The organism is Streptomyces hokutonensis (assembly GCF_042751305.1).
Lineage (GTDB): Bacteria > Actinomycetota > Actinomycetes > Streptomycetales > Streptomycetaceae > Streptomyces > Streptomyces hokutonensis_A.
Genome location: NZ_JBHYWD010000008.1, coordinates 1 through 13,060, shown reverse-complemented (window position 1 = coordinate 13,060; position 13,060 = coordinate 1). Strand labels below are relative to the sequence as shown.

The window sequence follows — 13,060 nt, the reverse complement described above, 5'->3', positions numbered from 1 at the left end:
GTACGCTCGTTAGCAGCCCTATCTGTCTGAAGGAGCGATCGACGATGCCCGAGCTGAGGTCCCGTACAGTCACCCACGGCCGCAACATGGCGGGCGCACGCGCCCTTATGCGCGCCTCCGGTGTACCCGGTGCGGACATCGGCCGGAAGCCGATCATCGCGGTGGCGAACAGCTTCACCGAGTTCGTGCCCGGCCACACCCACCTGCAGCCCGTCGGCCGGATCGTCAGCGAGGCGATCACCGCGGCCGGCGGCATCCCGCGCGAGTTCAACACGATCGCGGTCGACGACGGCATCGCGATGGGCCACGGCGGGATGCTGTACAGCCTGCCCTCCCGTGACCTGATCGCGGACTCGGTCGAGTACATGGTCGAGGCGCACTGCGCCGACGCCCTGATCTGCATCTCCAACTGCGACAAGATCACCCCGGGCATGCTGATGGCGGCGCTCCGTCTGAACATCCCGACGGTCTTCGTCTCCGGCGGTCCGATGGAGTCCGGCCGGGCCACGCTGGTCGACGGCACGGTCCGTACGCTCGACCTGGTCGACGCGATCTCCGACGCCGTGAACGACAAGATCTCGGACGAGGACATCCTCCGTATCGAGGAGAACGCCTGTCCGACCTGCGGCTCCTGTTCCGGCATGTTCACGGCCAACTCGATGAACTGCCTGACCGAGGCGATCGGCCTGTCCCTCCCGGGCAACGGCTCGGTCCTCGCCACGCACACCGCCCGCAAGGGCCTGTACCAGGACGCGGCCCGCACGGTGATGGACATCACCCGCCGCTACTACGAGCAGGACGACGAGACGGTCCTGCCGCGCAACGTCGCCACCTTCGCGGCCTTCGAGAACGCCATGGCCCTCGACATCGCGATGGGCGGCTCCACCAACACGATCCTGCATCTGCTGGCGGCGGCGGAGGAGGCGGGCGTCCGGTTCGGCCTCGACGAGATCAACGCCGTCTCACGCCGGGTCCCGTGCCTCGCGAAGGTCGCCCCGAACGTCGCGAAGAGCCGCACGTACTACATGGAGGACGTGCACCGGGCCGGCGGCATCCCCGCCCTGCTGGGCGAGCTGCACCGCGCGGGCCTGCTCAACGAGGACGTCCACTCCGTCCACAGCCCGTCCCTCGCGGACTGGCTGAAGACGTGGGACGTGCGCGGCGGATCGCCGTCCCCCGAGGCCGTCGAGCTGTGGCACGCGGCCCCCGGCTGCGTCCGTTCCTCCGAGGCCTTCTCCCAGTCCGAGCGCTGGGCCGCGCTGGACGAGGACGCGGCCGAGGGCTGCATCCGCTCCGCCGAGCACGCCTACTCCAAGGACGGCGGCCTCGCGGTCCTCAAGGGCAACCTCGCCGTCGACGGCTGCGTCGTGAAGACGGCCGGCGTCGACGAGTCCATCTGGACCTTCGAGGGCCCGGCGGTCGTCTGCGAGTCGCAGGAAGAGGCCGTCGAGAAGATCCTCAACAAGCAGGTGACGCATGGCGACGTCGTCGTCATCCGCTACGAGGGCCCCAAGGGCGGCCCGGGTATGCAGGAGATGCTCTACCCGACGTCCTTCCTCAAGGGCCGCGGCCTCGGCAAGACCTGCGCCCTGATCACCGACGGCCGCTTCTCCGGCGGCACTTCGGGCCTCTCGATCGGCCACGCGTCCCCCGAGGCGGCCTCCGGCGGCACCATCGCCCTCGTCGAGAACGGCGACCGCATCCGCATCGACATCCCGAACCGCTCCATCGAACTCCTCGTGGACGACGCCGAGTTGGCCCGCCGCGAGGCCGCGCTGGACGGCCGCTACGCCCCGAAGAACCGCGAGCGCAAGGTCTCGGCGGCCCTGCGCGCGTACGCCGCGATGGCCACCAGCGCGGACCGCGGCGCGGTGCGGGACGTCAGCAAGCTTGGCTGAGGCACAACAGCTTCCTGGGTCCTGGGGCCGCCTCCGTTCCGACGGGGGCGGCCTTTTCGCTGCCTCGATACGGCTACCAGCCTCCGGGCGTACGGCAGTTCGCCCTGCTACGGCTACCAGGCCCCGGGCGTACGGGAGTTGACGGCGAAGACCGTGCCGTCGGGGGCGGCGGCGTAGACGTGGTTGTCTGCTACGACGGGTTCGGGGAGCGTGGCGACAACCTGGCCCGAGTCCGTGCCGAGCCGAGCGGCCGTCTGCCCGACGAGGCGCCCGTTGTCGGCGTCGACCGCCAAGAGGCGCCCGTCAGGGGCGGTGACGTACACGTGCTTGCCGTCGGCGACCGGCACCGAACCGCGGCTCACGGACGTCTCCAGATGCCACAACCGCTTGTGGGTGTCCGTGTCGATCGCCTCCAGCGAACCGCCGGTCGCCAGCACGTACATGACGTTTCCGCGCATGGTGGCCACGGGGTCCTGACGCGGTACGGGCAGCTCCACCTGGCTCGTCGTCCCTGTCCCGGGGTCGTAGCGGACGGCGGTCTTGGTGTCGCCGGAACTCCAGTCGGTGGACAGGAAGAACACGGATCCGCCTTGGACGCCGACGGGCCTCAGCACCCCCTGCAGCCCCGCTTCCCACCGGATGTCCCCGGTATCCGGATCGACCGCGGTGACCTTGGTGCTCGACCCGTCGTCGGACGATCTCGTCGCGTACGCCAGTGGGTTCCCGGCGAACGAGACGAAGGAGGTGACACCAGGAATCCGGCGGCTCCACTTCGTCTCGCCGGACGCGCCGTCGACGCCCGTGACCGTGCCGTCCGCACGGCTGAGCAGGGCCATACCGCCGACGTAGCGCACGGAGTCGTACCCCGGCGTGTTCCGCTGCCAGATCCGCGCGCCCGACGACGGATCGAGCGCTTCCAGGCGCCGGCTCCCGCCGCTGTACGGGTGCACCAGCCCGCCGGCGATGACGGGTGCGCCATCGGGTCTCTCCTTGGTGACCGAATGCCGCCACAGCAGGGTGCCGTCGGCCGGTGCGAGAGCGTAGACGACCCCGGGCTGCGCGCACAGCAACTCACCTGCGCCGTAGGCGCATTGGGGCACGCCCCCGGCCTTGGCCGCGGGTTTCGCCGCCCAGGCCTTGAACGCGGCCGGTGAGGTCCGAGTGCCGGTGATCCTCGGCGGGCCGTCGGCCCCTCCGGTCGGCGAGGTGCCAGCGCCTCCGGCCAGCTGGACCGAGGCGAGGACGCCACAGACGACCAGCCCGGCAGCGGCGGCCGCCAGCACCGCCGCCCGACGTCGCCGGGGTGCGCGCGCGGGCTCCTCCACCGGGTTCGACTCGGGAGCCGGCGCACCACCTGTCCGCTGCTCCGGTATGAACGCCTGAGTGTCGTACGAGGCCGCCACGGATCGCAGCTCCCGCATCAACTCGTCCGGCGTGGGCCGGTCTTCGGGTTCCTTGGCGAGGCAACGCATGACGAGCGGCGCCAGACTGTCCGGCACCCCGGCCAAGTCCGGTTCGTCGTGCACGACTTGGTAGGCCACGACGTACGGGCTGTCCGAGTCGAACGGCCCTCGCCCGGTCGCCGCGTGCACCATCACGGACCCGAGCGCGAAGATGTCCGCGGCGGGCCCGACCTCCCTGGGCCGCCGGAACTGCTCCGGCGCCATGAAGGGCGGCGTCCCGATCAACTTCCCGGTCTCGGTGCGCAGTTCGCTGTCCTTTGGCCGAGAAATACCGAAGTCGATGACCTTCGGACCGTCCTCGGCGAGCAGCACGTTGCTGGGCTTCAGATCCCGGTGTACGACGCCCACCCGATGGATGTCGCGCAGCGCCTCGGCCAGTCCCGCCATCAGCCTGCGCAACTCGCCGGGCGTCATGGGCCCGTTCCGCTTCACGTGCTCGGAGAGGGTCGATCCGGGAATGAACAGCGTCGCCATCCAAGGCCGCGGGGCCTCGGGATCGGCATCGACCACCGGCGCGGTGAAGGCCCCGCTCACCCGCCGCGCGGCAGCCACCTCCTGCCGGAACCGCCCTCTGAACTCGGGATCTTGCGCGAACTGCGCGTGGACCACCTTCACGGCGACCTTCATCCCGGAGGTGCTCTGCGCGAGATGCACCACGCCCATGCCGCCGGAGCCCAGGCATGACTCCAGGCGGTAGTGACCGGCGTACTCGGGAAGTTCCGCTTCCGCGCCCGCTCCGGTGTCGTGCTGTGGCGCCATGGAACCACCCCCGTGCTGATCGTTCGCGCGCGCGACGCACGGAGCCTAGTCGATGACCCGTACGGGACAGAGACGGCTTGCTGGCTTCCGAGTGCGAGTTGCGTACATGTGTTTCATGGCGTGTTTTAGGGGAATCATCGGGGCCCCATGGCAGTCATGGGGTCCAACGGGGGAGGTTTTTCATGTCTGTTGACCGCGCGCAGGAGGCTGAGGGCAGCGAGTCCGAGGCCGTGGCCACGGCAGCGGCCGTGCACTACTACACGACCGCCAACGTCCGTCTCAACATCCGCAGCGGCCCCGGCACGAACTACAGCATCGTCGGCACCCTGCCGGGGGGCTCGCAGGTCCCGATCTACTGCCAGACGCCGGGCACCACGGTCACCGGTACCTACGGCACGTCGAACATCTGGGACAACATCAGCAACGGCGAGTTCGTGTCCGACGCGTACGTGAACACCGGCAGCGACGGCTACGTGGCCTCCCGCTGCTCCTGATCCCACGACCCCGAACCAAAGGACACGCATGTCATTCCGAAGGCGCAGATCCGTCCTGTTCGCGGGCGCTGCCGGAGCTCTTCTCATGGTGATGGGTGCACCGGGTCCGGCCGATGCCGCCACAACCCTGCACTACTACGCGATCGCGCCCGGTACCAGCGTCAACGTCCGCAGCGGCCCAGGCACCGGCTACACCATCGTCCGCGTCCTGCCCGTCGGCTCGCAGGTCCCGATCTTCTGCCAGACGCCGGGCACCACGGTCTCGGGCTACTACGGCACGTCGAACATCTGGGACAACATCGACAACGGCGAGTACATCTCGGACACCTACGTGAACACCGGCAGCGACGGCTACATAGCCGCCCACTGCTCCTGAGTCCCCAACGGGAGCCCGCGCCCGCCCTCGGAGCCATAATCGTCCCGTGAACGACGAGACCGGCACCCACCAGGACACCCCCGCGGGCTCCCCAGGCACAGACGCAGGTACAGGCACGGGCCCCCGCCCCGAGCCCCTCCGCTTCTTCGGCACCACCTGGGTGAACCACGACAACGGCTACACCCCGCGCCGCCTCGCCGCGGCCGCCGGCTCCCTCGCCGCCGCCGTCGTCTCCTGCCTGATCCTCCGCTTCGCCTACCAGGGCCTCCAGATCGCGGACGTCGGCAGCTTCGTCACCCTCCTCGTCATCGTGATGTTCGCGGTGTGCAGCGCCCTCGCCTTCGGCCACACCTGGGAGAGCTTCAAGAAGCGCCCCGACCCCGACCGCCAGGCCTCCCTGCGCGGCCTCCTGGGCATCGGCTTCGTCGGCTCCCTCCTCGCCTACTTCTTCCGCTCCCTCACCGAGGCCCCCGGCGAAAAACTCCACCGCGAGGAGTACGAGACGGCCATGGCCCAACACGAGAAGCGCACAACGCGCCGCACCGGCAACCCTTCGAAGAAGCGCCGCCGCTCCTGACAACGGGGCGGGCGGGCTCGCGTTGGGCGCAGTCCAAGGGTTGCGGCTCGCAGACTGAGGCCCGCGGTTTGCAGCTGATGCCTGCGGCTTGGGGTTAGCCGTTTTGTTTTGAGCCGGTCACGCGTTCCGGGGCTGGCACGCATTGGGGGCGGCGCGCGGCTTGCGGCTCGCAGATCGAGGCCTGCGGCTTGCGGCCTGCAGCCTTGATGCCAGCGGCTTCGCTTCGAGCCGGTCCGCGTTCCGGGCGGCTAGCGGATAGCGATTTGCGGCTCGCGGCTCGAAGGCTGCGGCCTTGATGCCAGCTGCTTTGCTTTGAGCCGGTCGCGCGTCCGGGGTGGGCACGCGTTGGGGCGGCTCAAGGCTTGTGGTTCCCAGACCGGGGCCTGCGGTCTGCGGCCTTGGGGCCCGCGGCTTCGCTTTGAGCCGGTCGCGCGTTCCAGGCGACTCGCGACTACGGTTCGCGGCGCGCGGCCTACGGGGCTAGCGGTTTCGCTTCCGAACCGTTCACGCCCGCCCCCTCCCGACCCGCCCGGGCCCCGCACCCCCGGCGGACCGAGCCGAGCTCCCGTCCTGCTCTGCCTCGCCCCGCTCCCGCCCCTCCCCGCCGCCGAGGCCCCGCACCCCGGCCGACCGAGCACGCTTTTCCCCCGGCTCCCGCCCCCCAACTCGCCCCGCTCCCACCCCGCCCCCTCTACTCCCCCCACCCCATCTCCCATCTCTCACCAAAATCCACCTGCACCCTGCACCCACCCCGGTAACCATGGCCGTATGACCACTTCGTCGAAGCCGCCCTCGCACACCGCCCGAGCCCACTCCTTCAACGCCGCCGCGGCCCAGTACGCCGAGAACCGCCCCTCCTACCCGACCGCCCTCTTCGACGCCATCGAGGAGCTGGCCGGTCACCCCCTCGCCGGCGCCCGTGTCGCGGACGTCGGAGCAGGCACCGGCATCGCGACCGCCCTCCTGCACGGCCGTGGCGCCGACGTGATCGCGATCGAACCCGGCGACGGCATGGCGGCCCAGTTCCGCCGCACGCTCCCCGAGGTCCCGCTCGTCCGGGGCACCGGCGACGCCCTCCCCCTGACCGACGACTCCGTCGACTTCCTCACGTACGCCCAGGCCTGGCACTGGACCGACACCACCAAGTCGGTGCCTGAGGCCCTGCGCGTACTGCGCCCGGGCGGCGCGCTCGCCCTGTGGTGGAACACCAGTGCCGTCGACGTCCCGTGGATCGCCGAGCAGTCGGAACGAATCAGGATCCACTTCGGCATCGACCGCGTTGTGAAGCAGAACGGCAGCGGCCTGCACACCGCGCTCGCCGACCCCACCGGCAGGCTCGACTTCGCCCACCGAAGGGTCCGCTGGAGCCGCCGCGTCCCGGTCGACACCCACCTGGCCAACATCAGCAGCCACTCGGTCTTCCTGGTCCAGGGTGAGGAAGGCACCAACGCCTTCCTCACCGAGGAGCGAAACCACCTGCTCACCGAGTTCCCGGACGGCACCGTGGAGGAGACCTACGTCGTGGAACTCGTCGTAGCCCTCGCGTCATGACCCCGTGACCACCTCGGCGACAGGGCTGCCGGCTGCTTCAGCGGCACGACCTCACACCCCCTTGACCGCAACCACCTCCGCGCCACTCCCGCCGCTCCCGCGACCCCCACCATCTCCTCCCCGCGCGGTGGCCCACCCCTCCAGGGCCGCCGCGCACGCGTGGTCCATGTGCCGCAACCCGCCCAGTTCCAGGCGCACTTCGCGGTCGTGCGGCAACGCCTCCAACGCGTCCAGCAGCTTCGGCAGCCGTAGAAACGTCGCATGCCCCAGCACCCGTACGACGATCCCCGCGTCGCCGAGGTCCTCCGTCTCCACGTGGACATGGCTGATGTCCCACGCGGTCTTCGCCACCGCCAGCGCCAGCCCGACCAGCACCCCCTCGAACAGATTCCCCACCACGATCGCCACCGCGGTCACCCCGAGCACGACCACCTCACCCCGGTGCCCGCCCCACAGCCCCCGCACCTGCCGCACCGGCACGAGCTTGCAGCCGGCGTGCACGAGCAGCCCCGCCAGCGCCGCCACCGGCACCAGGCCCAGCACCCCGGGCAGCAGCGCCGTGAACAGCAACAGCCACCCACCGTGCAGCACCCGCGAGGCCTTGGTCCTGGCCCCAGCCCGAACGTTCGCCGCGCTCCGCACGATCACCGCGGTCATCGGCAACGCCCCGAGCACCCCGCACACGGCGTTTCCCGCGCCCTGCGCGATCAACTCCCGGTCGTAGTCCGTCCGCGGACCCCGGTGCAGCCGGTCCACCGCCGCCGCGCTGAACAAGGACTCCGCCGACGCGATCAACGCGAACGCGACGACCGTCCCGATCACCCCCACTTCCGTAAGCCGCCCGAAATCCCCCCACTCCGGCACCCGCACGGCACCGACCAGCCCCCGCACCTCCACCCGCCGCACCGCCAGGTCGGACACCCCGGTCACCGCCGCCGCCAGCCCCACCGCCACCAACGGCGCCGGCACCAGCCGGGCCCCGCGCCGCCACCGGGGCCAGAGCACCAGTACGGCAATGGTGGCACCGCCCACTGACAACGCCACCGGATCCACCAGCCCCGGCAGCGACACCAGCCCGGCGAGCTTCCCGAGCCCGTCCGCCGGCGCGTCCGCATCGCCGAGGGCGTACACCTGCCCGGCGACCAGCACGAGCCCGATCCCGGCGAGCATCCCCTGCACCACGGCCGCCGACACGGCCCGGAACCACCGCCCGAGCCGCAGCACCCCGAGCCCGAGCTGCACCACCCCGGCCGCGAACACCAGCACCCCGAGCGCCTCGATCCCGTACGCCCGCACGGCCTCGTACACGAGCACGGTCAGCCCGGCGGCCGGACCGCTCACCTGGAGGCTGCTGCCGGGCAGCGCCCCGACCACCAGCCCGCCGACGATCCCGGTGACCAGCCCCAGTTCGGCCGGCACCCCGGAGGCGATCGCCACACCCACACAGAGCGGGAGCGCGACGAGAAAGACGACTAGAGAAGCGAACAGATCGGCCTTGCTCACACCACAGCGCATGACAACGGCACCTCCGATTGCGAACGGGAGATGCGTGGGCGCCGCACCGGGGGAGGGCACGGCGAACTGAAATCCATTGTCGGGAAAGGGAGTCGGCCCCGCACACGATTCATGTGACCACCCCGTGAACGCGGAGGCGCCCAGACCGGAGCCCTCCGCTCCGATCACGCCGCCACGCGCCTGCGCCGTCCCGCGCACCCATGCAACGGCAGTACCGCCGAACCGGCTTGACGCCCCCGTCCCGCGAGAGCATTATTCATCGCATGATGAATTACATCGCCGATCCGACCGGATCACCGGACACCCCACCCGACGCGACCTCCGCCCCCGCCGTCCAGGCCGAAGCCCTCACCGTCGTCCGAGGCCCCCGCACCGTCCTGCGCGGTATCGACTTCACCGTCCCGCGCGGCCAGATCACCGGCCTGCTCGGCCCCTCCGGCTGCGGCAAGTCGACCCTCATGCGCTCGATCGTCGGCACCCAGGCCAAGGTCACCGGCACCCTGAACGTCCTCGGCCGCCCCGCGGGCCACCCCGCCCTCCGCACCCGCATCGGCTACGTCACCCAAGCCCCCTCCGTCTACAACGACTTGACAGTCCGTCAGAACCTCGACTACTTCGCCGCGATCCTCGACCCCGGCAGGACCGGCACCACCCGCCGCGACGACGTCGACCGCGTCCTCACCGACGTCGACCTCACCACCCACGCCGACGCCCTCGCCGGCAACCTCTCCGGCGGCCAGCGCAGCCGCGTCTCCCTGGCGGTCGCCCTCCTCGGCACCCCCGAACTCCTCGTCCTCGACGAACCCACCGTCGGCCTCGACCCCGTCCTCCGCCGTGACCTGTGGACCCTCTTCCACGACATCGCCGCCCGCGGCGCCACCCTCCTCATCTCCTCCCACGTCATGGACGAGGCCGAGCGCTGCCACCGCCTCCTCCTGATGCGCGAGGGCGAGGTCCTCGCGGACGACACCCCCGACGCCCTCCGCACCCGTACCGGCTCCGACACCGTCGAAGCCGCCTTCCTGCACCTGGTCGACCAAGCCGTGGCCACCGCCCGCCAGAAGGAGACGACCCGATGAGCACGACAACGACCGCACCCATGGCCCCTACGGCACCCAGCGCCCTCAGCGCCTCCCGCACCACCGCCACCGCGGTCCGCGTCCTGCGGCAGCTCCGCCACGACCCCCGCACGATCGCGCTGCTGATCCTCATCCCCTGCCTGATGCTCGTCCTGCTGCGCTACGTCTTCGACGGCAGCCCGCGCACCTTCGACAGCATCGGCGCCTCACTGCTCGGGATCTTCCCGCTGATCACGATGTTCCTGGTCACGTCGATCGCCACCCTGCGCGAACGCACCTCCGGCACCCTCGAACGACTCCTCGCCATGCCCATGGGCAAGGGCGACCTGATCGCCGGCTACGCCCTCGCCTTCGGCTTCCTCGCGATCATCCAGTCCGCCCTGGCCACCGGCCTCGCCGTCTGGTTCCTCGGCCTCGACGTCACCGGCAGCCCCTGGCTCCTCCTCCTGGTGGCGCTCCTCGACGCCCTCCTCGGCACCGCCCTCGGCCTCTTCGTCTCGGCCTTCGCCGCCTCGGAGTTCCAGGCCGTCCAGTTCATGCCGGCGGTGATCTTCCCCCAACTCCTCCTCTGCGGCCTCTTCACCCCGCGCTCCGAGATGCACCCAGTGCTGGAGACCATCTCCGACGTCCTCCCCATGTCGTACGCGGTCGACGGCATGAACGAGGTCCTCAAGCACACGGAGATGACCGCGACCTTCGTCAGGGACGTCCTGATCGTGGCCGGCTGCGCCCTGCTGGTCCTGTGCCTGGGCGCGGCCACACTGAGGAGGCGTACGGCATAGAGGCGCGCTCCAAGACAGGTGCCGTTCCGCCAACCGGACAGCCCCCACCCCTGCCCACCGCCGGTGCGAGGATGACCCCATGACCCAGAAAGTCGCAGTCCTCGGCACCGGCAAGATCGGCGAAGCCCTGCTCAGCGGAATGATCCGAGCGGGCTGGGCCCCGGCCGACCTCCTGGTCACCGCCCGCCGCCCCGAGCGCGCCGAGGAACTCCGCGCCCGCCACGGAGTCACCCCGGTCACCAACGCCGAGGCCGCGAAGAGCGCCGACACCCTGATCCTCACGGTCAAGCCGCAGGACATGGGCACCCTCCTCGACGAACTCGCTCCGCACCTCCCCGCCGACCGCCTGGTCATCAGCGGCGCGGCGGGTATCCCCACCTCCTTCTTCGAGGAGCGCCTGGCTGCGGGCACCCCGGTGGTCCGGGTCATGACGAACACCCCCGCACTCGTCGACGAGGCCATGTCCGTCATCTCCGCCGGCAGCCACGCCACCGAGGCCCATCTCGCGCACGCCGACGAGATCTTCGGCGCCGTCGGCAAGACACTCCGCGTCCCCGAGTCCCAGCAGGACGCCTGCACCGCCCTCTCCGGCTCCGGCCCGGCGTACTTCTTCTACCTGGTCGAAGCCATGACGGACGCCGGCATCCTGCTCGGCCTACCGCGCGACAAGGCCCACGACCTCATCGTCCAGTCCGCGATCGGCGCCGCCGTCATGCTCCGCGACAGCGGCGAACACCCGGTCAAGCTCCGCGAGAACGTCACCTCGCCGGCCGGCACGACGATCAACGCCATCCGTGAACTGGAGAACCACGGCGTACGCGCCGCACTCATCGCCGCCCTGGAGGCAGCCCGCGACCGCAGCCGCGAACTGGCCTCCGGAAACAGCTAGAACAGCTAGAACAGCTGGAACGGCCGGAAGGCCGTACGGCTACGCGGGCAGAAGCCCGATGGCCCGATACGCGGTATCGACCATCGGCTTCGCCATCCCTCTCGCCTTCTCCGCCCCATCCCGCAACACCCCCTCCACATAAGCGGGATCCGCGCACAACGCCTTGTGCCGCTCCTGCACCGGCCTCAGCAGCTCGACCACAGCCTCCGCGGTGTCCTTCTTCAACGCTCCGTACGACTCATATACACCGCTCAAGTCCTCGGGGTTCCCTCCTTCGCAAGCGGCCAGGATCTCCAGCAGATTGGCGACCCCGGGCCGCTCCTCCCGGTCGTAGACGACCTCCGCCCCGCTGTCGGTCACGGCCCGCATGACCTTCTTCCGTACGACGTCCGGCTCGTCCAGCAGATAGACGATCCCCGGCCCGGAGTCGTCCGACTTCCCCATCTTCGAAGTCGGCTCCTGCAGATTCATCACCCGCGCCGCCACCTCCGGCCGGGTCGCCCGGGGCACCACGAACGTATGGCCGTACCGCTGGTTGAACCTGACCGCCAGATCCCTGGCCAGCTCCACATGCTGCGTCTGGTCGTCCCCGACCGGCACCTCGTCCGTCCCGTACGCCAGGATGTCCGCCGCCATCAGCACGGGATACGTCAGCAACGACAGCCGCACACTCCCGCCCCGCTCCCGCTCGCGCGCGGCCTTCTCCTTGTACTGGATCATCCGCCGCATCTCCCCGTCGGTGGCCACACACTCCATGACGTACGACAGCCTCGTGTGCTCGTCCACATGACTCTGTACGAACACGGTGCACAGCTCGGGATCCAGCCCCGCCGCCAGCAACAGCGTCGCCGCCTGCCGGGTCAGCCGGCGTACCCGCGCCGGATCGTGGTCCACGGTCAGCGCGTGCAGATCGACCACGCAGAACAGGGCGTCGCCCTGCCGCTGACCGACCTCGACCCAGCGCCGCACGGCACCCAGGTAGTTCCCCAGCGTCAGGTGCCCGGTCGGCTTGACCCCACTGAAGACCCGTGTCATCTCTCCACCTCCTGGTCGAGACCGCCGCGCCGGCTGGCCGACCTCCTGGAGGGAGAAACAAGAACGGCCGCCGAGGCGGCGGCCGTTGAGTACATACGTGTGTACGGCCGCCGTCAGGCGGCCCACCACTGCTGGGTGCACGTATGTGTAGTCACGTCACACAGCGTACGCCGCTACGAGGCTCTCCGGAGCGGAGTTGACACGCCCCGACCGCCTACGTAGTGTTCTCCGAGTTGTCCGACGTGAGCGCCGACTCCGGTCGGTCCCCGGACAGCCATTCCGCAAGTACCTACAGACAATCGACGATCCGTCGTCGCGTGTATTGGCATGCGTATTTGCGAAATGAGGAATCCGCGTTCGAAAGGACGCACCCCCGATTCGCTCGGGACTCAGGAATCCGCTAAAGTCTCACTCGTCGGAACGGCCCAAGGGCCGGGATGGCAGCCCACTCTGACTGGGAGTCAGGCCCGAAAGGACCTGGTAGAGTCGGAACCGCCGGAAAGGGAAACGCGGAAGCGGGAACCTGGAAAGCACCGAGGAAATCGGAACCGGAAACGGTCTGATAGAGTCGGAAACGCAAGACCGAAGGGAAAAGCCCGGAGGAAAGCCCGAGAGGGTGAGTACAAAGGAAGCGTCCGTTCC

General features: G+C 70.0%; 11 protein-coding genes. 8 read left to right on the top strand and 3 right to left on the bottom strand.

Going from position 1 to position 13,060, the window contains the following annotated elements; all coding sequences use genetic code 11:
• Nucleotides 1-44 precede the first annotated feature (44 nt).
• A complete protein-coding gene (gene ilvD / locus ACFXC1_RS21845; protein WP_381244989.1) occupies nt 45-1,898 on the top strand; it encodes a dihydroxy-acid dehydratase in 1,854 nt (617 codons plus the stop codon).
• Between the two features lie 113 nt (nt 1,899-2,011).
• Here ilvD and ACFXC1_RS21840 read toward each other — a convergent pair whose 3' ends face one another.
• Complete coding sequence (locus tag ACFXC1_RS21840; protein ID WP_381244987.1) at nt 2,012-4,120, bottom strand: protein kinase domain-containing protein; 2,109 nt, start codon at nt 4,118-4,120, stop codon at nt 2,012-2,014.
• A 182-nt stretch (nt 4,121-4,302) separates the two neighbouring features.
• Between ACFXC1_RS21840 and ACFXC1_RS21835 the strand changes: the two genes are divergently transcribed.
• From ACFXC1_RS21835 to ACFXC1_RS21820, 4 genes are all read left to right on the top strand, one after another.
• Nucleotides 4,303-4,614, top strand: a complete 312-nt coding sequence (locus ACFXC1_RS21835; RefSeq protein ID WP_381244985.1) for an SH3 domain-containing protein — start codon at nt 4,303-4,305, stop codon at nt 4,612-4,614.
• Nucleotides 4,615-4,699: 85 nt separating this feature from the next.
• Entirely contained in the window at nt 4,700-4,990 is a 291-nt protein-coding gene (locus ACFXC1_RS21830) for an SH3 domain-containing protein (protein ID WP_381245524.1), read from the top strand.
• A 46-nt stretch (nt 4,991-5,036) separates the two neighbouring features.
• Entirely contained in the window at nt 5,037-5,567 is a 531-nt protein-coding gene (locus ACFXC1_RS21825; RefSeq protein ID WP_381244983.1) for an EamA/RhaT family transporter, read from the top strand.
• Between the two features lie 768 nt (nt 5,568-6,335).
• Nucleotides 6,336-7,118: a class I SAM-dependent methyltransferase gene (locus ACFXC1_RS21820; protein WP_381244981.1), complete on the top strand. Its 783-nt coding sequence runs from the start codon at nt 6,336-6,338 to the stop codon at nt 7,116-7,118.
• Nucleotides 7,119-7,169: 51 nt separating this feature from the next.
• Here ACFXC1_RS21820 and ACFXC1_RS21815 read toward each other — a convergent pair whose 3' ends face one another.
• Nucleotides 7,170-8,633 (bottom strand): SulP family inorganic anion transporter, encoded by a 1,464-nt coding sequence (locus ACFXC1_RS21815; RefSeq protein WP_381244979.1) that lies wholly within the window; start codon nt 8,631-8,633, stop codon nt 7,170-7,172.
• A gap of 263 nt (nt 8,634-8,896) precedes the next feature.
• Between ACFXC1_RS21815 and ACFXC1_RS21810 the strand changes: the two genes are divergently transcribed.
• From ACFXC1_RS21810 to proC, 3 genes are all read left to right on the top strand, one after another.
• A complete protein-coding gene (locus tag ACFXC1_RS21810) occupies nt 8,897-9,712 on the top strand; it encodes an ABC transporter ATP-binding protein (protein WP_381244977.1) in 816 nt (271 codons plus the stop codon).
• Nucleotides 9,709-10,494 (top strand): ABC transporter permease, encoded by a 786-nt coding sequence (locus ACFXC1_RS21805; protein ID WP_381244976.1) that lies wholly within the window; start codon nt 9,709-9,711, stop codon nt 10,492-10,494. Before ACFXC1_RS21810 ends, ACFXC1_RS21805 begins: the two co-directional genes overlap by 4 nt.
• Before the next feature lie 79 nt (nt 10,495-10,573).
• Nucleotides 10,574-11,383 (top strand): pyrroline-5-carboxylate reductase, encoded by an 810-nt coding sequence (gene proC / locus ACFXC1_RS21800; RefSeq protein WP_381244974.1) that lies wholly within the window; start codon nt 10,574-10,576, stop codon nt 11,381-11,383.
• 39 nt (nt 11,384-11,422) lie between these two features.
• Here proC and trpS read toward each other — a convergent pair whose 3' ends face one another.
• A complete protein-coding gene (gene trpS, locus ACFXC1_RS21795) occupies nt 11,423-12,418 on the bottom strand; it encodes a tryptophan--tRNA ligase (protein WP_381244972.1) in 996 nt (331 codons plus the stop codon).
• Between the last annotated feature and the right edge of the window lie 642 nt (nt 12,419-13,060).